The sequence below is a fragment of the Novosphingobium mangrovisedimenti genome (genome assembly GCF_025153475.1).
Lineage (GTDB): Bacteria > Pseudomonadota > Alphaproteobacteria > Sphingomonadales > Sphingomonadaceae > Novosphingobium > Novosphingobium mangrovi_A.
Genome location: NZ_JANZXA010000012.1, coordinates 90,961 through 113,814, shown reverse-complemented (window position 1 = coordinate 113,814; position 22,854 = coordinate 90,961). Strand labels below are relative to the sequence as shown.

15 protein-coding genes and 1 pseudogene are annotated in these 22,854 nt (G+C 63.1%); 11 read left to right on the top strand and 5 right to left on the bottom strand.

All coding sequences use genetic code 11. The features are described 5' to 3' along the window. Position 1: 1 nt before the first annotated feature. Positions 2 to 1,321 carry a sugar MFS transporter gene (locus tag NZK81_RS16660; RefSeq protein WP_260047203.1) on the bottom strand — a complete coding sequence of 440 codons (1,320 nt, stop codon included), beginning with the start codon at positions 1,319 to 1,321 and terminating at the stop codon, positions 2 to 4. Positions 1,322 to 1,459: 138 nt separating this feature from the next. Between NZK81_RS16660 and NZK81_RS16655 the strand changes: the two genes are divergently transcribed. The 3 genes from NZK81_RS16655 (at position 1,460) to NZK81_RS16645 (ending at position 5,342) form a co-directional block, all read left to right on the top strand. Then, complete coding sequence (locus NZK81_RS16655; RefSeq protein ID WP_419181702.1) at positions 1,460 to 2,608, top strand: aldose epimerase family protein; 1,149 nt, start codon at positions 1,460 to 1,462, stop codon at positions 2,606 to 2,608. Positions 2,609 to 2,625: 17 nt separating this feature from the next. Further along, entirely contained in the window at positions 2,626 to 4,422 is a 1,797-nt protein-coding gene (locus tag NZK81_RS16650) for an IlvD/Edd family dehydratase (RefSeq protein WP_260047202.1), read from the top strand. Positions 4,423 to 4,487: 65 nt separating this feature from the next. Continuing rightward, positions 4,488 to 5,342: an SMP-30/gluconolactonase/LRE family protein gene (locus NZK81_RS16645; protein WP_260047201.1), complete on the top strand. Its 855-nt coding sequence runs from the start codon at positions 4,488 to 4,490 to the stop codon at positions 5,340 to 5,342. Between the two features lie 594 nt (positions 5,343 to 5,936). Here the strand turns inward: NZK81_RS16645 and NZK81_RS16640 are convergent. Beyond that, positions 5,937 to 6,410 (bottom strand): annotated as a pseudogene (locus NZK81_RS16640) (IS5 family transposase); the annotation flags it as partial. A gap of 635 nt (positions 6,411 to 7,045) precedes the next feature. Between NZK81_RS16640 and NZK81_RS16635 the strand changes: the two are divergent. The 8 genes from NZK81_RS16635 to NZK81_RS16600 all read left to right on the top strand — a co-directional run bounded on the left by NZK81_RS16635 (position 7,046) and on the right by NZK81_RS16600 (position 19,535). Continuing rightward, positions 7,046 to 7,360 carry a hypothetical protein gene (locus tag NZK81_RS16635; RefSeq protein ID WP_260047199.1) on the top strand — a complete coding sequence of 105 codons (315 nt, stop codon included), beginning with the start codon at positions 7,046 to 7,048 and terminating at the stop codon, positions 7,358 to 7,360. A 220-nt stretch (positions 7,361 to 7,580) separates the two neighbouring features. After that, positions 7,581 to 10,286, top strand: coding sequence for a hybrid sensor histidine kinase/response regulator (locus tag NZK81_RS16630; RefSeq protein WP_260047198.1), 2,706 nt, complete (start codon positions 7,581 to 7,583; stop codon positions 10,284 to 10,286). Next, entirely contained in the window at positions 10,283 to 10,987 is a 705-nt protein-coding gene (locus NZK81_RS16625; protein WP_260047197.1) for a response regulator, read from the top strand. Before NZK81_RS16630 ends, NZK81_RS16625 begins: the two co-directional genes overlap by 4 nt. Before the next feature lie 151 nt (positions 10,988 to 11,138). Then, complete coding sequence (locus tag NZK81_RS16620) at positions 11,139 to 15,737, top strand: autotransporter domain-containing protein (RefSeq protein WP_260047195.1); 4,599 nt, start codon at positions 11,139 to 11,141, stop codon at positions 15,735 to 15,737. Between the two features lie 36 nt (positions 15,738 to 15,773). Continuing rightward, positions 15,774 to 16,172, top strand: coding sequence for a hypothetical protein (locus NZK81_RS16615; protein WP_260047194.1), 399 nt, complete (start codon positions 15,774 to 15,776; stop codon positions 16,170 to 16,172). 88 nt (positions 16,173 to 16,260) lie between these two features. Continuing rightward, positions 16,261 to 16,842, top strand: a complete 582-nt coding sequence (locus tag NZK81_RS16610) for a GNAT family N-acetyltransferase (RefSeq protein WP_260047193.1) — start codon at positions 16,261 to 16,263, stop codon at positions 16,840 to 16,842. A 186-nt stretch (positions 16,843 to 17,028) separates the two neighbouring features. Continuing rightward, on the top strand, positions 17,029 to 17,559 hold the full coding sequence (locus NZK81_RS16605) for a LemA family protein (RefSeq protein WP_260047192.1): 531 nt from the start codon (positions 17,029 to 17,031) through the stop codon (positions 17,557 to 17,559). A 5-nt stretch (positions 17,560 to 17,564) separates the two neighbouring features. Continuing rightward, positions 17,565 to 19,535 carry a DUF2207 domain-containing protein gene (locus NZK81_RS16600; RefSeq protein ID WP_260047242.1) on the top strand — a complete coding sequence of 657 codons (1,971 nt, stop codon included), beginning with the start codon at positions 17,565 to 17,567 and terminating at the stop codon, positions 19,533 to 19,535. 235 nt (positions 19,536 to 19,770) lie between these two features. On the opposite strand, the gene NZK81_RS16595 is transcribed toward NZK81_RS16600, so the two are convergent. The 3 genes from NZK81_RS16595 to NZK81_RS16585 form a co-directional block, all read right to left on the bottom strand. Continuing rightward, positions 19,771 to 20,622, bottom strand: a complete 852-nt coding sequence (locus NZK81_RS16595; RefSeq protein ID WP_260047191.1) for a glycerophosphodiester phosphodiesterase — start codon at positions 20,620 to 20,622, stop codon at positions 19,771 to 19,773. A 74-nt stretch (positions 20,623 to 20,696) separates the two neighbouring features. Next, complete coding sequence (locus NZK81_RS16590) at positions 20,697 to 21,782, bottom strand: metallophosphoesterase family protein (RefSeq protein WP_260047190.1); 1,086 nt, start codon at positions 21,780 to 21,782, stop codon at positions 20,697 to 20,699. Positions 21,783 to 21,865: 83 nt separating this feature from the next. After that, positions 21,866 to 22,777: an endonuclease/exonuclease/phosphatase family protein gene (locus NZK81_RS16585; RefSeq protein ID WP_260047189.1), complete on the bottom strand. Its 912-nt coding sequence runs from the start codon at positions 22,775 to 22,777 to the stop codon at positions 21,866 to 21,868. Between the last annotated feature and the right edge of the window lie 77 nt (positions 22,778 to 22,854).

Here is a 22,854-nt window from a genome sequence, read left to right as displayed (position 1 = left end):
GTCAATCTGGTTCGACGGCGACCAGATCGGGTTCTACATGCGTCGGCCTGCTGCCCCAGAGCGCGTAGAACAGCACGTAGAGTTCACAGGCGGCCGTCAGCAGGAACGAAGTCTGCAGGCCGTAGGTGTCCGCCATCCAGCCCTGCACCGCGACCAGTGCGCCACCGGCAATGGCCATGACCAGCAGGCCCGAGGCCTCTTCGGTGAGCGGGCCGAGGCCCTTGATGCCGAGCGTGAAGATGGTCGGGAACATGATCGAGTGAAACAGGCCCACCAGGATCAGTGACCACATGGCCACCGGGCCGTGCGCGAAGACGGTGATCATCATCACTACGAAGGCGCCGATCGAAAACAGGGCCAGGACTTTGGCGGCATCGAAGCGCTGCATGATTGCCGAGCCGGCAAAGCGGCCAACCATCATTCCGCCCCACAGGAACGAGAGATAGTTGCCTGCCATTTCGTGCGTCATGTTGCCGATGTCGGGGCGGCTGACGAAGTTGATGAAGAGGTTGGCAACGCCGATTTCCGCGATCAGGTAGATGAAGATGGCGGGCACGCCGAAGACCAGGTTGCGGTGCTTGAGCAGTTCAGGATTGAGCAGCCGGGACTTCCGCCTTTCGCCGTTCCTGCCGCTGGTCATCACCGGCAGCGGGAAGCGGGCGATGACCACCGCGAGCACCACGAGGACCACCGCGACAAGTCCGTAGGGCAGGATCACCGCGTGGGCGTCGGCAAGGCGTTCTGCCTCGGTCAGGACTGTGCCCGCCGCTGCCGTGCCGCTCTTGGAGCGGCCGAGGATCAGGTAAGCGCCGAAAGCCGGGGCGAGCATCGTACCGGCCGAGTTCATCGCCTGCACCAGATTGAGCCGCGAAGAGGCGGTTTCAGGCTTGCCGACAACCGCCACGTAGGGGTTGGCCGCCACCTGCAGCAGGGTGATGCCCGAAGCGATCACGAAGAGCATCACCAGCGTCACGCCGTAGGAAGGAATGCTGGCGGCCAGCATCATGCCCAGTGCGCCCGTCGCCATGATCAGGAGGCCGGTGACGAGCGATTTCTTGTAACCGATCCGCTCGATCAGCAGCGCCGAGGGAATCGAGGCGAAGAAATAGGCGATGAACCAGACCGATTCGATCAGGGCTGCCTGAAAATAGGTCAGTTCGAACACGCTGCGCAGGTGCGGCAGCAGCGTGTTGTTGATGACGGTGATGAAGCCCCACATGAAAAAAAGGCTCGCAAGCAGCGTCAGGGCCGGGCCGTAGCGGACTCCCTCGTCGTGGGGAGCTGCGGCGGGCGTGCCTGCTGAAGAGACCACTGATGGCATGTCTATCCTCTCGATCAGGGCGCGATCGGCGTCGATTGCGAAGCTGCTTGCGCTCTTTCTATTTGTCGGACTATATGCGGTGCGGCAGCCCGTCAATGGGGCAGGACAATTCCAAGCACGATTGGGAGCACTTTGGGAATGAGGAATCTCTCCAGGATCATGGCCGGTACCGCGGCTCTGGCGCTGTGCGCCACGCTGAGCGCGCAGGCTCTGGCTGCCGAAGCGACTCAGGCCCCGGCAGGCAAGCTCTCCGATGGCAGCGACGTGACGGCGGTAACGCTCAAGGCGGATAACGGCGTTTCCGCCACGATCCTGACTTTCGGTGCCACGCTCGAAAAGTTCATGGCTCCCGATCGCGACGGCAAGCTGGCCGACATCACCCTCGGCTACGACAAGCTGGCGGAGTACGAGGCGCGCCCGAACTACTGGGGCGCCACTATCGGCCGCTATGCCAACCGTATCGCCGGGGGCAAATTCATGCTCGACGGCAAGAGCTACCAGCTTCCGCAGAACGACGGCGGCAACTCGCTGCATGGCGGCGGCAAGGGCTGGGACGTCCGGAACTGGAAGATCGATTCGATCAAGTCAGGCCCGGTCGCCAGCGTCGTCTTCTCGCTGGTCAGCTCCGATGGGGATGCCGGCTATCCGGGCACCGTGAAGGCCAAGGTGACCTATACGCTCGATGAGGCCGGCTCGCTGTGCATCACGTTCGATGCGGCGACCGACAAGCCGACGGTCATCAACATGACCAACCACGCCATCTTCAACATGGCGGGCGAGGGTGCGCCGCAGGGCGCCATGCAGAACGTGCTGACGATCCCGGCCAGCCATTACACGCCGATTGACGCCACGCTTATCCCGACCGGCGAACTGCGGTCCGTCGAGGGCACGGTGTTCGATTTCCGCAAGGGCAAGTCGCTGGAAGACGGGCTGCGTGACGGCACCGACCAGCAGATCGTCTATGGCCGGGGCTTCGATCACAACTTCGCGCTCGACAAGGGCGTGACCAAAAAACCCGAACTTGCCGCCCCTCTGGAGGATCCTGCCTCGGGCCGCGTACTCGAAGTGCTCACCACCGAGCCCGGCCTGCAGGTCTATTCCGGCAACTTCCTCGACGGAACCTACATCGGCAAGCAGGGCCACCTTTACCGCATGGGCGACGGCATTGCGCTCGAACCCCAGAAATTCCCGGATTCTCCCAATCATTCCAATTTCGTCTCGGCGCGCGTCGATCCGGGCAAGCCCTACCGGCATGTCATGATCTACCGCGTGTCCGTTGACCGTTGATCGAGACGACCACTGATATGACTGATACGCAAAAGCCCAAGCTGCGCTCGCGCGCCTGGTTCGACAATCCCGACAACATCGACATGACCTCGCTCTATCTGGAGCGGTATCTCAACTTCGGTCTCAGTCTCGAGGAATTGCGTTCGGGCAAGCCGATCATCGGCATTGCCCAGTCGGGCAGCGACCTTTCGCCCTGCAACCGTCATCATCTCGTGCTGGCCGAACGCATCCGCGAGGGCATTCGCGAGGCGGGCGGCATTGCCATCGAATTCCCGGTCCATCCGATTCAGGAAACCGGTAAGCGTCCGACCGCCGGGCTTGATCGCAACCTGTCGTACCTCGGCCTTGTCGAGGCGCTCTACGGCTATCCGCTCGACGGTGTGGTGCTGACCACCGGCTGCGACAAGACCACGCCTGCCATGATCATGGCGGCCGCGACCGTGAACATCCCGGCAATCGCGCTGTCGGTCGGTCCGATGCTCAATGGCTGGCACAAGGGCGAGCGCACCGGTTCGGGCACGATCGTGTGGAAGGGCCGCGAGATGATGGCCAAGGGCGAGCTTGACGCCGACGGTTTCGTCAAGCTCGTGGCATCGTCCGCGCCCTCGACCGGCTACTGCAACACCATGGGCACGGCGACGACGATGAACTCGCTCGCCGAGGCGCTGGGCATGATGCTGCCCGGCTCGGCGGCGATTCCCGCGCCCTACCGTGACCGCCAGGAATGCGCCTACCACACCGGCAAGCGCATCGTGGACATGGTGCACGAGGACCTGAAGCCGTCGGACATCCTGACGCTCGATGCCTTCCACAACGCCATCGTGGTCAATGCCGCGATCGGCGGTTCGACCAATGCGCCGATCCACCTTGCCGCCATCGCGCGCCATATCGGTGTCGAACTGCCGCTCAAGGACTGGGAGACCTACGGCCACAAGATCCCGCTGCTGGTGAACCTGCAGCCTGCCGGCGAATACCTCGGCGAGGATTACTACCGTGCGGGCGGCGTGCCCGCTGTGGTCGCCCAGCTCATCAAGCAGGGTCTGATCGTTGAGGGTGCGATGACCGTCAACGGCAAGACCATGGGCGACAACTGCCGCGATGCCACGATCGAGGACGGGCGCGTGATCAAGCCGTTCGACCAGCCTCTGGTGGAAGAAGCGGGCTTCCTCGTGCTGTCGGGCAACCTGTTCGACGCGGCGATCATGAAGACCAGTGTGATCTCGGACGAGTTCCGCCAGCGCTATCTCTCGAACCCTGATGATCCGGAGGCCTTCGAGGGCCCGGCCGTCGTGTTCGATGGCCCCGAGGACTACCACCACCGTATCGACGACCCGTCGCTGGGCATTACGCCCGAGACGCTGATGTTCATGCGCGGTGCTGGCCCCATCGGCTATCCGGGCGCGGCCGAGGTCGTGAATATGCGCCCGCCGGCCTATCTCATCACAGAGGGCGTTACGGCGCTGCCGTGCATCGGCGATGGCCGCCAGTCGGGCACTTCGGGCAGCCCCTCGATCCTCAACGCCAGTCCGGAAGCGGCGGCGATGGGTGGGCTTGCGCTGCTCGAGACCGGTGACCGGGTGCGCATGGACCTGAAGAAGGGCACGGTGAATGTGCTCGTTTCCGATGAGGAACTGGCCGCGCGCCGGGCCGCGCTGGAAGCGAAGGGCGGTTACGCCTATCCTGCCTCGCAGACGCCGTGGCAGGAAATCCAGCGCTCGGTGGTCGGTCAGATGGACACGGGCGCGATCCTCGAAGGCGCGGAGAAGTACCAGCGGATCGCCCAGACCATGGGCCTGCCGCGCGACAATCACTGAGCCGGACAGGGCACTGAGCCCGACAGGGCGCAGAGCCTGACAGGGCACGGAAGGGAGAGGGCGTCATGGCCGAATGGCGCAAGATCGAACGCGACGTGCGCGACACGCTGGGGGAAGGCACCTTGTGGAGCGCGCGCGACAACGCGGTCTATTGGGTCGACATCCTGGCGCCCGCTCTCAACCGGCTGTCGCTGGCCGACGGCAGCATCGAGCGCTGGGACATGCCCGAGCCGCTCGGCTGGGTCGTGGAAAACGAGGCCGGCGATCTGATCGGCGGTTTCCAGAGCGGCATCGGACGGATTTCCGCCGATCGCTGCGCCGTCAGCCACATCGCTGCCCTGGAGCCGCATTTTCCCGGAAACCGCATGAACGACGGCAAGGCGGACCGGCACGGCGCGATCTGGTGCGGCACCATGGACATGGCCGAGGAACAAGCGCGCGGTTCGCTCTACCGGCTCGATCCGGACGGCACCTGGCAAGTGATGGACCGCGATTACATGGTGCCCAACGGTCCCGCCTTTTCGGCCTGCGGGCGTTGGTTGTATCATTCGGACACGGCAAGGCGGACGATCTACCGCTTTGCGATCACGGATACCGGGATCGAAGGGAAGCATGCTTTCATCCGGTTCGGCGAGGACGATGGCTATCCCGACGGCATGACCGCCGATCGCGAGGGCTGCCTCTGGGTCGCACACTGGGACGGCGGACGCATCAGCCGTTTCGATCCGGACGGCGTGCTGGATCGCGCCATCAGCTTACCCGCACGGCGCATCACCAACATCACATTCGCGGGCGAGGGACTGGATCGCATGTTCGTCACCTCGGCCGCCATAGGGTTGCCAGAGTCCGGCTTCGACGGTGCCTTGTTCGAGGTGGAGAGCGGCGCGGCCGGTGTGCCGGCAGGCATCTATCGGGGCTAGCTTCAACATTTTCCCCGCGGCCCCGTCGCCGTCATCCCGCCTGAATTTGCTGAATTCGCATGCCCGGTGTCAACTGTAACGAAGGCATTGAAGTGGTATGGAAGGGTGAAGTGAACGTCACGGATGGGATGCGTTCTTACCTCGCGGTAACGCGCGTACTCCGCAATCTTCGGAAGCCGTGGAATGGGCTGCCGACTGAATAATCGAGCCGAGAATTCACACTTGCTGTTCCGATAACCAGAGGGCGCACGCAGCGAATGCGCACTCACTCTGAGGCGTTGGAAAACCTCCGCAACCGGATCGTGAATAGCCCCTCGATTTTTGATCTCCTTGGATCCAAATTATGAGGACAGGAGGAGCCGATGGGGAAGGCGCCTGCCTCGCAAGCCATATTGCAGCCGAGAATATAGCGGCACCGACATGTGGTTGATTTCTCATAAAAATCAATGCACTGTAAGTATGGAGACAATCGAGTGGGAGTGATTCTGAGCCCTCCAGAGGGGGCGGCGATACGCTAGGCTGCGTTGATAGAGTGAGGCAACCATTTGCGGATGGTGGCAAGGTTTAGAAAGCTGGCGAACGAAAGCGCGGTTTTATCATAGCGCCAACCACGCCATAGTCGGAGACTTCACTGCGTGTCGGGATGAAGCCGAGAGGGCGTCCTTGATCGTCACAGCGGGCGTGAACCTTGCACGTAAAGCCGCCGCGTGATCGACCAAAAGCCTGTGCACGCCCCCCTTTTCCACCCACTGCCGAGACATGGCCGCGAACTGTGGTGCTGTCGATCATGTGCTGCCAGTCGTCGGTCAGCCCCAACTCCATCAATGTTGCCAGGATCGCATCCCACACGCCCTGTTCGGCCCAGCGCCGAAACCGCACATAGACAGCGTTCCAAAGGCCATCGCGTTCGTGCATGTCCCGCCAAGGGCCGCCGACCCGCAGCATATGTAGCATGCCATCGAGGAAGCGCCGATTATCATGGAGAGGACGGGATTTACGGTTGCGCTCAGATGACAGCAGCCCTGCGATCACTTCCCATTCTTCGTCCGTCAGATCGCCCCGAGCCATGCCAACTCCCACAAAGGGCGGCCAAGTTTTGCCGGAACATCCCTGAATCCAATGATTAGTAGTAGGGTGTTCAATTAAAATTCAAATAATTCATTAGTATTAAACAAAATTCAATCTAAATTTTTTAAAAATCCTCAGAAAATTAAAATTATTATGAATAACGGAACTTCATCGCGACGTTAGATACGATTGATACATCGCCCGGCATGCTCTGAAATCTTACCGATACGTTCGGGCATGATCTTCCGGGAATGATGAAATCGCCCCGAAAGCACGCCTGTCGAGATCGTGAATACAATGTGTTCACAGAAGTCGAATCGCCCGCGCACGGCTCCACAGGAGCGCATGCGAGCCCGGTCGATGCCGCGCTGCAAGTCCCGGTTTCTCCCACACCTGCCTCTCGTCTCATGAATACGAACAGGGATTATCTGCGCGCTCATCGAGAGAACTCGGGGCAAGACTATGTGCCTGCGGGGACCAAGCCTTGGTGGGTGCCCTGATTTCCCCCCTCTCCGGACGCGGCCCCTTAGGTACGAGTGATACACTCGATACACCGCACCCAATTGCCGCACTTCGCAGTTTCACGACAACACAACGATGCGGAATGAAACCGCTTTCAAGGAAAGGAATACGCAATGAAAAAGGCAATTACTGCATTGATTTTGGCAGGTTTCGCTCTCGGGACCGCGAGTCAGGTGTCGGCGGCGTTTACCGGCCACCTGAAAATCCCGGACATTCCCGGCGAAAGCCCGCGTGCCACCCCGAAGGATCCCAAGGCCAAGCGCGACACACCTCAGGACATCGTCACGCCGGCTGGCGGTGCTGTCGAACACCCGACCGTGCGCGGCACCAAGATCAAGAAGCGCGGCGATGGCGAGAAGATCGGGCTGCTCGTTCCTGCCGTTCAGCCGGCACGCGAGGCCGCCCGGGCCATGCCGCGCCCGAAGTAACAGATACCGAGCACCTTGTTGTTCCCCCGCATGCATCCCAGCCACCGAAGTCATGGGGGAGCAGCTGAAATGGGAAGGGTGGGCTGTCACCGGTTCATCCTTCCCGCCGTATGCGAAGCCCGAATTCGAATGGCAGCAGCGATACAATTGATACAATTGCGAACGAACAACTGATACATCGCCGGGCTAGTGCTGCATGCCAAAGGCAATCGGGTACGAGATGGCAGATACATCAGGCGCCACGGCGAATACTTTCAATTATCCGGACCTGCAGGCGGCGGTCAGTGATCTGGTCGAGAGCCACGTACTGCCGATGGCCATGTTCGACCGCGGGTTGAATCTGTTGGGCCTCAACCGGAATTTCATTTCGTTTCTGCCCGATAGTCACGGGCTCGAGGCCGGCGATCCGATCGAGGACCTGCTGTTCGCGCTTGGCGAAGAGAGTGATGGTCCCGTAGTCATGAGTGGCGACATGGCGCTCGAAACCGGCGGCCGCTCCTCCAGCGCCATTGCAAACGCATTGCGCGAGGGCGACTGGCGCCTCAATCCCATCGTCACGCACGACGGCCGCGTCGTCGTGCCGTTCAATTATCCGCTGGCGAGTGGAAACACCCAGCTGGTGCTGCTTGAACCCTCGCGCATGGGCGAAGTGACCGACCTTGGCGAAGTCCTGGATGTGGCCGCCGATGCTTTCGCGATCTTCGATGATGACCAGCGCCTGATCCAGTGCAACAGCCAGTTCGTTGCGCTGCTGACGTACGATCCCACGTCTCCGCCGCCGCTGGGGCAGACCGCGCGCGAGATCGTGCGCGGTGTCGTCGAAACCGGTACGCTGCTGGTCGGCGCTGGCATGGACAAGGCCCAGATGACCGAAGCGATGGTTGCGGGCCTGCTGACACCGGCCGGTGCGACGTTCGAGATCGAGGGCAAGCTGGGGCGCATTTTTCTGGCATCGACGAAGCCCCGCAGCTCGGGCGGCCATATCCTGACGCTGCGAGACATTACCGACATTCGCAAGAGCGAGCGGCAGGCGATCACCACGTTGCGCGCGGCGGTTGATGCGCTCGAGCAGGGCTTTGCCTTCTACGACGAGACGCTGACGCTGCAGGTGTGGAACGAGCAATACGACCGCATGTATTGCGGCGATTGCGGGCTGCATCCGCGCAAGGGTGAAGACGGCGTCGAATTCCTGCGCAAGGTGATGGAGACCGGGCGATTCCTTCTCGAACCGGGTGTCGACATAGATCAGGCGATCGCCGGAATTCTGCGCAAGATCGAGAATGGCGAAAGGGTCGAATACAATTTCAGCGATGGCACCACGGTCCTGTGCAGTTACAACCGCACGGCCTCGAACGGTCTCCTCGTCACTCTGCTCGACATTACCGACAAGAGGGATTCGGAACAGCGCGCACTGGCTACGCTGCGCGATGCGTCGGGCGCGCTCGAGGAGGGGTTCTCGCTGTGGGACAAGGATTTCAATTTCGTCCTGTGCAACGAGCGCTACTGCGAACTCGTGTTCAAGGACCCCGATTTCCGGCCCGAGTCTGGACAGCCGGGGCTTGAAATTTCCGCCATCGCGGCTGCGAATGCGACCATGTCCCTGCCCGAGGGGCTGACCGCGGAGGAATTCGCCCAGCGCAGCTACGTCCAGCTCAGGAACCTTGCCAAGAACGTGGAGATCCGGCTCGATACGGGAAGGATCGTCGAATTTTCCGGCCACAGGACGGCGCAGGGCGGCTATCTCATCACCGTGCTCGACGTGACCGAGCGCCACCGCGCGGCGGAAGAGCTCGAACGCCAGGCGCAGATCGCGCACCAGAACGAGAAGCTTTCGGCGTTGGGCGAGCTGCTGGCGGGCGTGGCCCACGAACTGAACAATCCGCTCTCTATCGTGGTGGGTTATTCACAGCTTCTCTCGGCCGAGCTGACCGATCCCCGGCAGCAGGACCGCATCAGGCGCGTGACGCAGGCGGCGGAGCGCAGCGCCAAGATCATCAAGACCTTCCTGGCCATGGCGCGCCAGCGGCCGGCCAAGATGGAGCCGGTCGATCTGGCTGACGTAATCGAGACGGCCGTCGATGTCGCGGCCTACGGGCTGCGCACGACGGGCGGGCACCTCGCCGTCGGCTGCGCGCCCGATCTGCCGCTGGTGCAAGCGGACAAGGACCAGATGGTTCAGGTCTTCAGCAATCTCATCGTCAATGCCGAGCACGCGATGAAGGGCATGGGGCAGGAAGCGCGGCTGGCCATCCGGGCTACCCATGCGAACGGCAGGGTCGAGGTTGCGATCCGCGACAACGGCATCGGCATGGACGATGAAACGCGCAACCGCATCTTCGAACCGTTCTTCACGACCAAGGATGTCGGCAGCGGAACCGGGTTCGGCCTCGCCTTCTGCCACCGTATCGTGACTAGCCATGCCGGCACGCTGGACGTCCGTTCGAAGCCCGGGCAAGGCAGCGAATTCGTGATCGGTCTACCCACGCTCGACGATGTCGAGGCCGCGGAAGCCCTGGAAGGCGTGAAGGCGGATGGACGCCTGCGGGTTCTCGTCGTCGATGACGAGGCGGATGTGGCGGACCTGATCGCCGAAGTGCTGATGGCGCGCGGTCACGAGGTGTTCTGCGCCTATAGCCCGAACGCCGCCATCGAAGCGGCGGCCCGCGAGCCGTTCGCCATCGTGCTTTCGGACATGAAGATGCCGGAGATGACCGGCGATTTGCTGCAGCGCGAACTGCTGGCGCAGCGCCCCGAACTGGCCGGCCGTATCGGCTTCATCACGGGGGACAGCCTGAGCGCGCGCGTGCGCGACTTCCTGGAAGACGGCAAACAGCATTTTATCGAGAAGCCGGTCGTGATCGAGGAACTGCTCGATCTGGTCGAACGTATCCGGCCGAGGCCGTGGGGTAGGAGTGCAGGGATATGACTTCGGCTGAGCCGTTTGTGCTCGTGTGCGACGATGAGCGTGATATCCGCGATCTGCTGTGCGACTATCTGTCCACGCGCGGCTTCAGGACCAAGGGCTGCGCCGATGCGGACGAACTGTTGCGCGCGGTCGAGCGGGCGCCTGCCGACCTTGCGATCCTCGACATCAACATGCCCGGCATGGACGGGCTGACGGCGTTGCGCACCTTGCGCATGAAGCACGATATTCCCGTTATCATGCTGACCGCCGCCAGCGAGACGATCGACCGGGTGCTCGGCCTCGAACTGGGGGCGGACGATTATCTGGGCAAGCCGTTCGACCTGCGCGAAGTGGAAGCGCGGGCGAAGTCGGTTCTGCGCCGCAGGTTGCCTCAGGCCCCGAACGGCGAAGCGCCGCCGCAGCAGCGGGTGGTGTTCGGTGACAATGCGCTCGACCTGGTCTCGGCGCGGCTATTCGATGGCGAGGGCAACGAGGTCGCGATAACGGCGATGGAATTCGCGCTCCTCAAGGTATTCGCCGCGAACCGGGGGCGCGTGCTCAACCGTGATCAGTTGCTTGAACAGGCACACGATCGCAGCTGGGATCCGTTCGATCGTTCGATCGACCTGCGCATTTCCCGCCTGCGCCAGAAGATCGAGCGCAATCCGAAGAAGCCCGAGGTGATCCGGACCGTGCGCGGTCTGGGCTATATCTATGGCTGAGGCGGACGCCCGATACATTTGATACAAGCGCTTAGTTCCAGACACATAGGCCACAATTGAGACGTGGCGGGACACAGCCGCGATACGTCCAGGCTCCAGCAGACAGGCCAAGGCCAGCCGGCATTCCGGCGGCAGTTTGCTGGAGAATGTCATGTCCAAGGATTCCGTAACCCGTTCACGCCGCGGCGCGCGAAGCCGCCTGCTCGTTTCCACCGCCGCAGCCGCCTGCGGCTGGGCGGCGCTGTCCTCGCCTGCGGCCGCTGCCGTGCCGCCCGAATGCAGTACGAGCGGTGTCGATCCGATCGAAGTCGATTGCGTGGTGCCCGCGCCCGATACGGTCGGCCAGATCTACACCACGGCGGACAGTGCCATCGTCAGGGTCGGTACGGCGGACACTCCGACCTCCGTGGTTGTCGCGGCTGGCGATGCCGTCATCATGACCGGCAACGACCAGCAGGCGCTGCAGGTGGCGGCAGGATCGAGCGTGACCTCGCTGCGCGGGATCGGTGCCCTGATCTCGACCGGCGCTTCGGGCAACATCTTCGTGACCGGGCAGGGCGACTTTACCGGTCAGACTGACGGCGTGCGCATCTTTAGCGCGGGTAGCGGCGGCCTTTCGTTCTCCGGGCACAACCTCACCGGCGTGACCGGCACCGGCCTTGCCATCAACACGACGGCTGGCGCGGGATCGAGCGTCCTCAATGTGACCGGCACCGCCGCCGGCACCGTCGACGGCGTACATATCGTCGATGAGAGCGACAGCAGCGTGACCGCCTCTTTCAACAACGTCTATGGCGGCGAACACGGCCTGCATGTTGAGAAGACGGGCAATGGCAACATCAACATCTCCAGCAGCGGGGACATCGTTTCGGCAGGTGATGCTGCGGTCAGGATCATTCACCAAGGTGTTGGTGACGTCGATTTCATCTCGACCGGTTCGATCGAGGGCGATGTTGCGATCGCACTTGGCCATGGGAATGGGCAACTGACCGCAATCTTAAACGACGTGACGGGCAATGTGCGCACCAATGCCTTGCTCGATGTCGATAACGTCACCGCGTTCAGTGGTTCGCTTACAGGTGAAGTCTGGGCCTATGCGATGGACGGCGACGTCACGCTCACCACGCAGGATGTTGCGGTCACTGTGCCCACCGTGTTCGGCGTTCTTGGCTATTCGGATGGCAACGGCGATGTCCGTGTGACCACCGAAGGGACCGTGGTTGCCGATGCAGCCGCTGCCGTGGCCGGTATCAACGAGGGCGACTTCGGTAATGTCGCGGTCGAGACCGACGCCGTTGTCTCGACCGTTTCAGCCATTGTGGGTCAGCAGGGCAAGGGCTCGCAGGGTGACATCACCATCCTGAGCCATGGCGATCTGACCTCGGGTGCGAGCGGTATCGTCGCTTACCATGAAGGCGACGGCACGATCGATATCGCTGCGGAAGGCGCATTCGATGCGGACTGGAACGGCATCAGCGTCACCCACTTCGGCAACGGTGACATCTCGGTTGCCGCCAGCGGCCCCATCGATGCGGAACAGGTCGGTGTCAGGCTGTTCCAGGGGGAAGACGGCACGCCGGCTACCGGTGATGTCGCGATCGCCACGAGTGGCGCCATCAATGCAGGTCTGAGCGGGGTTCTCGTCCAGAAGATCGGTGACGGAAACGTCGCCATCGACGCAACGGGTGCGATCTCCAGCGGCGACGACGGCATCAATGCCTATCTTGGAGGCCAGGGCGAGATGACGATTGCTGCGGCCGCCGACATTACGGCGGGAGGCAATGGCATTTATGCCTTCAGCACCGGCACCGGCCCCGTTTCGGTAAACGCGCAGGGTATCGTGTCCGGAGGCGTCAGCATCCTTGCCCAGGGCAAAGGCAGTGTGAAGATTGCGGCTGCAGCGAACCTCGTTGGCGACGTCGCAGCTGGCGGCGATGGCGATGTCGCGATCGACGTTGCGGGCAATGTCACGGGCAGCAATCTTGCATTCGGGGCGGTAACGGCGTTGAACTTCGGGACGGGCGAAACCTCGGTCCATGTCGGGGGCGACATCAGCGGGCATTACACCGGCGTCCACGTCCAGGCGGTCGATTCAAGCGCGGTAGTGGCCATCGATGGCGACATCAGCGACACCGACATGGGTGTGTTCCTGCGTGCCGCCGAGGCGAGCGTCGAACTCGGCGGCGTCGAGAGCAGCGACACCGGGCTCGATATTGCGACCCTCGGCACGTTGAACGCGACGGTGCACGGCGATGTGGTCGCCGGCACCTATGGCCTGTTCTTCACCAGCGCGGGCGATACCGCGCAGAGCCTCGTACTCGAGGGCGACGTCACGGCCGGCCAGGTCGGCGCGCTCGTCAATGTGCATGGCTCCGGGGATTTCAGCCTGTCCAGCCAGGGTGCGATCACTGGCGGCGTGGGCGGTATGCGCGTCGAGTATTTCGGTGCCGGGAGCCTCGCGGTCGATGTGAACGATGTTTCGGGTGAACTCGGCGGTATCTCCGTGCTGCAGGGGCTCGACGCCTTCAACGCGACCATCACTGCCAACGGTACGCTCTCCAGCGGGGACTCGGTCGCGTTCGGCGCCGAACTCGGCGGTTCGGGGGCCAAGCAGGTCACGCTCAACGATGCCATTTCGCAAACGGGTTATGGCGCCCTGCTGATCACGGGCAATGGCACCGGAACCTCGCTCACCGTCAACGGAACGGCTAGCGGCGCCGAATATGGCGTGGGTGTCGAAACGCATGAAGCGCTGGTGCTCGACGTCAACAATGCCACCGCCAGCACCGGCCAGGCGGTCCACGTCAACAGTGTCGACAGCGACGTGACGGCCATGTTCCGCGGTGCGATCGAGGGTACCACGCGCGGTATCTCCTTCATCGGCGACGGTGCAGGCACGATCGACGTGACGATTGCCGAATCTGCCGACGTGCGCGCGTCGAATGGCGTTGCGGTCGACTTCTTCAACCTTTCGTCCGGCCAGACGCTGACGCTCACCAACAACGGCACGATCACCGGCGACGGCCTCAACGGCCCGGCGGTGGCACTGTCGAACAGCGTGGCCGGTGACAGCTTCGTCAACGCAGGCACTCTGGCCGGTGAGGTCTGGATGGCCGATGGCGATGACAGCATGGTCAACAACGGTGCTTTCACCGGCACGCTGATTGGTGGCGACGGCGCTGACAGCTTCACCAACGCAAACCACTTCGCGGGCATCGTGTTCGATACCGACGGGATGACCGTGACGAACATGGCGGGCGCGCTGTTCGAGAGCGCCGGCATGGTGAACATGGGTGGCGGCACCATGACCAATTCCGGGGTTTTCTCCTCGGGCGGCCAGGAGCAAATCCTGCTCACAGAGATCAATGGTAACTTCGTCCAGAGCGAAACCGGCTCGATGCTGGTCGAGGTCGATGGCGGCGTCGCCGACCGTATCGCGTTGTCGGGCGATGCCAGTCTGGCCGGCACGGTGGATGTGGTTCTGTCCAAGCCGGTTGCATCGAATCAGGAATACCTGATCGTCTCGGCCGTGGGCACCGTTTCCGATGAAGGGCTGACGCTTTCCAACACGATGGAACTCAGCCCGCTGGTTTCGCTGGGACTGGATTTCCGCAACGATCACGAACTCTATCTGACTTCGACGGTCGACTTTTCGCCGCCCGGGGCAAACCTCGATCCCAATCAGCAGGAAATCGGCGACGAGATCAACGACGTGTTCGATGCCGATTCCGAGCCGCTCGGTGATCTGACCGATGGCCTTCTGGGCGTCGATACCCTCGATGATTACGGCGATGCGATCAACCAGCTGGTGCCGGAAATCTACCTCAATACGCTGCAGACGTCGCTGCTGGCAGCGCAGGACTTCTCCAGCGAACTGGGTGGTTGCTCGAGCCGTGATGGCAGGATGCTGGCGGACGGCAAGAGCTGCGCGAAGCTCGTTCTGGGCGGCGACATGCTCGATCGCGATGGCGGCGCAGGGCGCATCGGTTTCGAGGATGGGCGGCTCAAGGTTCAGGCGGCCTATTTCACGCCGCTGAGCGATACCCTGACGCTGGGCCTTGGGCTGGGCTACGACGACACCCTGATCAAGAACGACATCGCGTCGCGTGCGCAGGGCCACCGCTTCCAGGCAGGCGCGAGCCTGACCTACCGCAAGGGCGGCTTCGCGCTGGGCGGTATGCTCACCGCCGGCTTCACCCGCTACGACGTGTCGCGTCGGATTGCCTTCGGGGAATTTGCCGCACAGTCGGACGGTGACCAGAAGCTACGCGCTTTCTCGGGTGAACTGAGCGCATCCTACACGGCGGATCTGGGGCAGCTCTACGTCAAGCCCGCCGTGAGCCTCGTTGCCACGCACCTCCATTCCGGCGCGTTGGTGGAAGACGGCGGCAATGCCACCGACTATGCCATCGACCGCATCAGTGGATGGCACCTCGCCGCGCGTCCCTCTCTAGAGATCGGCGGCAACTTTGCGGGCGGCAACGGCGCGCAGTTCCAGCCATATGCCCGCGTTGGCGCCACGGTGCTGTTCGACAACGACTTCGCGCTGACCGGCCGCTTCGCCGCTGCCCAGGGCCTGGGCGATGGCTTCATAACCCGCAGCGAATTGGACCGTACCATCGTCGATGTCGATGCGGGGCTGCGCGTGCTGTTCGGCAGCTCCTCGGCGCTCATCGCCGAATACGTCGGCCGCTATTCCAGCGACATGCAGAGCCATGGCTTCCGCTTCCGCGCCAGCTTCGCGTTCTGACCCCTGAATTTCCAGACATCGAAGAGGATATTTGCAATGACCATACTGAATGGCGCCCTGCGCATGCTTCCTGCCGCACTGGCAGCCTGTGGGCTTGCTGCCTGCTCGTCCTCCACCGGCATCGGCTTCAACGGCGGGGTTCCGCCGATCGGGTCGGCACCGGTTGGCGGGAACGGATGCAGCCCTTCCAAGGGGGCTGTCGGCGGGATCGGCATTGCCGGCAAGCTGCCCCGTGCGTCCTCGGGCACCCTTGCGACGACGTCAGGCGGCAAACCCTCCCGCGCCGACAGCAAGCCGGCCCGAGCCGATCACAAGCCCGAGCGCGCCAGCAGCAAGCCTGAACGCGCCGGTACCAAGCCCGCGCGTCAGAAAACGGGCACCTCACCGCAGTCCGGCGCAGCCGGGTCCTACTTGTCCGCTCCGTCCGGCTGCTGACAAGCGGGCTTTCCGGAGCGGTGCCGGTCTCATTCCCACCCCCTCGGCACCGCTCCTCTTTTTTCTCTTCTGCCGGGCTGTCGCCAACATGATTCGAGATGCGCTTACCATTCGCGCGGCAAATCTGGCCGATGCGGCGATCCTGCCGGCCATCGAACGTTCCGCCGCCTTGCTTTTCGAGGACGTTGCCGGTTCCGAAGCGCTGGTAGGCAGGCCGGTGATCGATCAGGCCACGCATGCGCGATGGATGGGCGAGAGCGCCTACCTCGTCGCGGAATGGCGCCAGCGCAAGCGGGTCGGGTTTCTCGCGGCCCGGCCTGGCGGGGCGGGGGCGTTGACCATCATCGAGTTGTCCGTGCGCCGGGCATTCCAGCGGCGCGGCATAGGGCGGGCGTTGCTGGAACGCTGCCTTGCCGATGCCCGCTCGCGCCGCATCGGTGAGGTGTGGTTGCAGACGGATCTGACGTTTCCCTGGGACGCGGCATTTTACCTGTCGATGGGGTTTGAAGTTGCAGGTCCGCCCGCCTTGTCTTCGCGTGTGCAGCTGGCTGCCCGGGATGATCCGCGGTCCGCCAGCCTGTCGGGACGAAACCGGGAATGGATGGTCTGCAGACTTTCGCAAGGCGCAGACGATGCGATGATCCAGACTAGCACGGCCCAGCGGGCATGATTGCTTGAGACCTCGTCATCCCGGTTCAAGCCACGCATTTAAAACAATGCCGTATCAGGCTTCGGCGTTTACGCCGGAGTTTTATTGCAATTCGATTTTCAATCTTCAAAAATTCCGCCGATACTGCCCGCTATCAAGCGCTCCAACATTTCAAGGGGAACCGTGATCATGTGGATCATTCCTGGCGTGGCAGTTTTGATACTGCTCTATCTCGTGGTGATTTATAACCGGCTGGTGAAATTGCGGGCACTGGCGCGCGAGGCGTGGAGCGGGATCACGGTGCAGCTGCGCCGCCGCGCCGATCTGGTGCCGAACCTCGTTTCCGCGGTTAAGGGCTATGCCTCGCACGAACGCGAACTGCTCGAGAGCGTGACCGCACACCGCAGCGATGCGCTGCACACGAAGACGGTCGGGGAAACCGCGCAGGCGGACAGCGCTTTTGGCGGGATGCTGGGGCGGCTCATGGCGGTTGCGGAGGCCTATCCAGACCTCAAGGCGGACGCGAATTTCCGGCAGTTCCAGTCCGAACTCGCCCAGATCGAGGACGAACTGGCCGGTGCTCGGCGCTATTACAACGCCACGGTGCGGGACCTGAACACGCAGGTCGAATCCTTTCCGGACGTTCTGGTGGCGCGGCCGTTCGGCTTCGAGAAACTCGAATCCTATGCCGACGCGGACGACAGCATCCGCATCGCGCCGAAGGCTGACTTTTCGTGAAGGTGATGCGCATCCTGCAGGGCCTGCTTTGCGCACTGATGCTGTTCGTGCCTGCGGCGGCATGGCCGCAGGACCCGGATGCCATGGTGCGCGCATGGGATCTGTCCCGGGGACAGGAGCGCATTCTCAGCTTCGTCAGTGCGGTGTCGGTCCAGCCTGACGGCGATCTCGATGTGATTGAAACGATCCGGCTGGTCTCGCTGCATCAGGAGATCAATCACGGCATCCAGCGCGACTTTCCCACGACCTACAACAATGGCGCAGGCCAGCGCACCAGCGTCGGGTTTTCGGTGGTCTCGGTGCAGCGCGACGGGCAGGATGAACCGTGGGAGCAGATGGGCCTGTCGAACGGGGTGCGCATCCGGATCGGATCGGCCGACGTCGACCTGCCTCCGGGCGAGCATACCTTCGTCATCCGCTATCGCACGACCCGCCAGATTCTCTATGGCGACAAGGAGGACGAGCTCTACTGGAACGTCACCGGCACCGGCTGGACCTTTCCCATCGACATGGCCGAGGCACGGATCACGTTGCCTGCTGAAACCACGTTCGGCAATCGTGCGGTCTACACCGGCCCTCAGGGCGCGACAGGTCACGATGCGGCAGTGATCGAGGAACGTCCCGGCTTCATCGTCTTCCGGACCACCGCACCGCTTGGTCGGGAAGAAGGGCTCACCGTTGCCGTGGCCTTTCCCAAGGGCGTGCTGCAGGCCCCCGGCGCTGCGCGCCGTGCGTCGTGGTGGCTCGAGGACTGGGGCGCGCTGGCGGCGGCCGTGCTCGCATCGCTCGGCCTTGCCGGTTTTTATGTTCGCACCTGGTGGACGGTGGGCCGGGGCCCGCAACCGGGCACCATCGTGCCGGCCTTTTCCCCGCCGGATGGCCTGACGCCTGCCGCGGTGCGCTACATCAGCAGGATGGGTTTCGACAACCGCGCCTTTTCGGCTGCGTTGGTCTACCTGGGCGTGTGCCACAGGCTTCATGTGACGCAGGAAAAGGGCGGCTGGCTGAGCAAGGCGACCACCACCCTGACCCGCACCGAAGCCACGGATGGCGAAGCCGCAAAGCCAGTGGCCGCTCCCGAGCAGGCAATGCTCGACAAGCTCTTTACCGAGGGCAGCGAAATCGAACTCAAGCAGGAAAACCACAAGACGATACGGGCCGCCCGGACCGAACTCGATACGGGACTGGGTGAAGCCTACGAAGGATCGATGTTCCGCAAGAACAGCGGATGGGCCGCGATCGGGATGCTGCTGATACCGCTGGCGATGCTGGCTGTGGCCGTGGTCGCGCTGTTCGCCGACACTTCGGTTGCTGGGGATGAGAGGGTCGGCCTGCCCTTTCTCGCGGCGATACTGGTCGCCGGAGCATGGGGGCTGCATCGCTCGACACCGCAGAAAAACCGAGGGTGCTTCGTCTGGGCGGGGGTGGCCACGCTGGCCATTGCCGCCATTGGCGCGACATTTGCCACGATAGCCGCGGCGCTGTCGGCCGGGGCCTTCGTGATCTTCGTGCCTCTGCTGCTGTTGCCGGCCGCGATCGGCGCCTTTTCGTGGATGGCGGCACCGACGGCCGAAGGGCGCCGGATGATGGACCGCATCGCCGGTTTCAAACAGTACCTGTCCATTACCGAAGAGGCGCGGCTGGATGCTATGCATCCGCCCGAAAAGACGCCCGAGCTGTTCGAGCGCTATCTGCCCTATGCCATCGCACTCGACGTGGAAAACCGCTGGGCCGACCGGTTCGCAGGTGTGCTGGCTGCCGCCGCGGCCACGGGCGCGACCGCGCAGACGGCCAGCTGGTATTCGGGGCACGGAAACATATGGGACGATCCCAGCGGATTTGCCAAGGACATGGGCTCGTCGTTTGTCAGCACCGTGTCGTCGGCCGCCACGTCGCCGAGCAGCGGGAGTGGCGGGTCGTCAGGAGGCGGGTCGTCCGGCGGCGGCGGCGGCGGTGGTGGTGGCTCCGGTTGGTAATGTGCGGAAGGTTGTCTGTCACTGGCCAGTCTTGCTCATTCAGAAGGGCAAAACGGCCGGTCCGCTGTTGGGGCGCGAAAATTGACCTGAGAATGGCGGCAAAGGATCGTTACCTGCCTCGTGGGGGCGTACCACCGAAACGGGTTCTTCGTTCACCTGCTTCCCGGCAACAGCGAGTGACCTGGTTGGGGCAGGGAACTTGACCGAAAGAATGCATGCTGGGTGTGGCGGCCTCTTATAAAGCAGATGCCATTATACTCTGAACATAAGTCTCGTAATCCGCATCGATTTGATACCCGTCAACGCCTAGCGACGCGGCATAGGCCAGATCGCGCTGTCCTTGTATTATCGGATCTGTCGTCGGGTAATGGAGCAGGTTGACGGTCACGATCACATCCACGCCGTGTCGCCGGAATCCGGCGATGTCTTCCGGGGTAAAATCGTGCGGATGATCGAATGCGAAGTAGTGCGCCGGATCGCCGCCCTTTGCCAGGATTTCGCTTTCGAACTGCGCGAAGGGCTTGCGCCATTTGGTGCGCACGGGGCCATGAATGCGCGCCATCGCCGGGCCATGGCCGATCAGCAAGGCACCTGCGAGCAGGCCATGCCGTTCAAGCGATGTCTCGATCCCCTTTGAGAACGCCGGCAGGAGCGGTGCGGGCACTTCCTTGATGTCGACCATCAGCCCGAGCTTGCCGGCTGCACTTGTGCGCGCGAAGACATCGAATGTCGGCACGATATCGGGACGGACATGGCGATGGAGTTCCTGCAAACTGACCTCGTCGACCATGAGGTCGAGGCCGGTGGTGCGCATGAGATTGCGGTCGTGGAGGCACACCACGTGGCCATCCCTGGTGCAGCGCAGGTCGACTTCGACGTGGGTATAGCCGCGCCGGATGGCCTCCTTGAGCGCGCCCATCGAGTTTTCGGGATGCTCGGGGCTGACGACACCGCCGCGATGCGCGATGAGATAGGGCTTGGCAGGTTGTTTTGCCGCAGTGGCGATGGCGCCGCGCGCGCCGAGGAGCAAAGGGCCGGCGGCCATGGCCGCTAGGACCTTGCGGCGTGAGATAACGTCCATGCTCATGAGATGTCCTGTCATTCCTGTTCGTGAAAGTCCGGGGCGAGGCGGATTCTCGCCTCAAATGCCTGCAGCGGTGCCTACTTGATTTGCGTTTCGACGTAGGCGTCCGACCAGCTTTCCCAGTTCGTCGTTCCGTCGCGGAAGCGCATCCAGCTCTTGAACCGGTCGGGATTGGCCTGATCGAGCTGGATCACGCGCGCACCGCGTGCACGGTCGTTGGTCACGTCTTCGGGGGGCGTATGGGGATAGCCGTAGAATCCCACGACCCCGGCTTGTCCAAGGGTGACGCCGTGGAATTTTCCGAGGTAGTTGTTCACGTGATCGTGGCCGCAGAAGATGCCCTTCACATCGCCGCGATCCAGCACGGCGGCGAACATGCCGCTGTTGATGCCCGAGGGCGATTCCGTCTCGTGACGCTCCCCGATCACCTTGCGGGACATCACCATTTCGCGGAATTCGGGCAGCGGTATGTGGAAGAACATGAGGCCGGGCACCTTGTGCCCATAGCGCTGCTCCAGCAGTTTCGAGGTCTTCCAGTACCAGGCGATCTGGTCGGTATGGATCCAGTCATAGCGGATCGACTTGTCGGGATAGCTTTCTCCCGAATCGATCAGCCAGAGCGCGTTGACGGGCGCCTTGCCCTGCGCGTCCCAGATCAGCAGATCCTTGTTTCCGGCCCCGGAAATGCCGCGCTGCCAGCCGCCGTTGCGGTTGAAGGGATAGCGCTCGTAATAGTTGAAGACCTGCTCTCGCGTGACGCCCGTGCGGGCGACGTGTTCCTGATCGTGATTGCCGAGCACCACGGCCCAGGGCACTTTCCGACTTTCCATCGCGATACCGACATTGCGAACGGCCGCCTCGACATCGGCAGGCGTATCGCAGCGGTCGCCGGATATGTTGTCGCCGGTCGCGATCACGAGATCGGGCTTTTCGATGTCGATCAGCTTGCGGGTGAGCGCGATCCCGGCCTGATCCGGTTCGGGGATATAGTGCAGGTCGCTGATCACCAGGATCTTGAACGTGCCGTCCGGCCGAAAACGCAGCGCGTCCTTGCCCGCGGAAGGCGCGGCATCGCCGGCAAGGGCCGCGGCCGGATTTCCCAGAAGCATGGTGCCGGAAGCGGCCAGCGAGGCCGAGGTGGTCAGAAAGGTCCGGCGGTGCATGAAGGTACTCCTCGTTCTTGGCGGGCCCGGCGGGCGGGCGGAGACATGGCGGCAATGGGCGCCGAAAGGCGCTGTGCCCTGGGCTAGTCCCGGTTCCGGGGCGGCAGGGTCATCTGCACCAGAACGGGAAAGTGATCGGAGATGGGCTTGCCGCCGATGGAGTTGTTGAGGACGCCGTAGCGCTCCACCGCAGGCCCCGGCCCGGCAAGGACATAGTCGATCCGGGGCGCGTCGGGACGGGTCAGATTGAAGCCGTTGGCGGTTCCCTCGGGTCCGAACACCAGCGGGCTGACCAGACGGGTATCGCGCAGCCCGAGGGCATTGCCCGTCATCAACAGTTGGTAGGCAACACTTTCGGGACCGAAGTTGAAATCGCCCATGACGATGAGCATGGCCTTTTGCCCGGCGATCTCGGCCACGGGCAGGCTTCCCATCAAGCGGGCGCAATTGCGCCGTGCAATTTCGCCGCGGTTGTCGAAATGGGTGTTGCGCACATCGAGATAGTGGCCGCTCACGCGGTCCCTGAGCACGACGCGGGAAATGACGCGCTTGTGCGTGGCATCCCAGCCCTTGGCCGGAACATCGGGGTCGGGCGCGCACCACTTGGTCTGCGCCGCTACGCGCTCGAAACGCTCTGCGCGGTAGAGAATCGCTGCGTATTCGCCGGCCTGCATGCCGTCATCGCGGCCAAGGCCATAGTGTTCATAGCCATCGAGCCCGGATACGAGTTCGGCCAGCGTTGGCGTCTTGGCTTCCTGAACGCCGACGATGTCGGGCCGGAAAAAGGCGATCTGGTGGATCAGCGGCCCGCGCCGGACCGGCCACGGCGGATCGTCCGCCGGAGCATCTATCCGGATATTGTAGGTCATGACGCTCAGCGCAGCGCCGGCTTCGCCTGCCCATGCCGGCCCCGTCAGGCCCGTGCCGAACAGGGCAGCCACCAACGGCCCGGCGAGCATCTTTATAGCGGCGGCAAGGGTCAAGGCAGCCCGCATGCGATCGCATCCCTTCTTGATAGGAAAGCAGGAAACAGCCCGCGCACGACAAGAGCCATGCGCGGGCTGCCGGGGGG

What these genes read in the sequence shown, in the direction of transcription:
- NZK81_RS16600 (WP_260047242.1), top strand. Translation starts at nt 17,565, where the DNA reads ATGCGCATCCTGCAGGGCCTGCTTTGCGCACTGATGCTGTTCGTGCCT.
- NZK81_RS16625 (WP_260047197.1), top strand. Translation starts at nt 10,283, where the DNA reads ATGACTTCGGCTGAGCCGTTTGTGCTCGTGTGCGACGATGAGCGTGAT.
- NZK81_RS16660 (WP_260047203.1), bottom strand. Translation starts at nt 1,321, where the DNA reads ATGCCATCAGTGGTCTCTTCAGCAGGCACGCCCGCCGCAGCTCCCCAC.
- NZK81_RS16585 (WP_260047189.1), bottom strand. Translation starts at nt 22,777, where the DNA reads ATGCGGGCTGCCTTGACCCTTGCCGCCGCTATAAAGATGCTCGCCGGG.
- NZK81_RS16635 (WP_260047199.1), top strand. Translation starts at nt 7,046, where the DNA reads ATGAAAAAGGCAATTACTGCATTGATTTTGGCAGGTTTCGCTCTCGGG.
- NZK81_RS16615 (WP_260047194.1), top strand. Translation starts at nt 15,774, where the DNA reads ATGACCATACTGAATGGCGCCCTGCGCATGCTTCCTGCCGCACTGGCA.
- NZK81_RS16595 (WP_260047191.1), bottom strand. Translation starts at nt 20,622, where the DNA reads ATGAGCATGGACGTTATCTCACGCCGCAAGGTCCTAGCGGCCATGGCC.
- NZK81_RS16645 (WP_260047201.1), top strand. Translation starts at nt 4,488, where the DNA reads ATGGCCGAATGGCGCAAGATCGAACGCGACGTGCGCGACACGCTGGGG.
- NZK81_RS16610 (WP_260047193.1), top strand. Translation starts at nt 16,261, where the DNA reads ATGATTCGAGATGCGCTTACCATTCGCGCGGCAAATCTGGCCGATGCG.
- NZK81_RS16650 (WP_260047202.1), top strand. Translation starts at nt 2,626, where the DNA reads ATGACTGATACGCAAAAGCCCAAGCTGCGCTCGCGCGCCTGGTTCGAC.
- NZK81_RS16590 (WP_260047190.1), bottom strand. Translation starts at nt 21,782, where the DNA reads ATGCACCGCCGGACCTTTCTGACCACCTCGGCCTCGCTGGCCGCTTCC.
- NZK81_RS16655 (WP_419181702.1), top strand. Translation starts at nt 1,460, where the DNA reads ATGAGGAATCTCTCCAGGATCATGGCCGGTACCGCGGCTCTGGCGCTG.
- NZK81_RS16620 (WP_260047195.1), top strand. Translation starts at nt 11,139, where the DNA reads ATGTCCAAGGATTCCGTAACCCGTTCACGCCGCGGCGCGCGAAGCCGC.
- NZK81_RS16630 (WP_260047198.1), top strand. Translation starts at nt 7,581, where the DNA reads ATGGCAGATACATCAGGCGCCACGGCGAATACTTTCAATTATCCGGAC.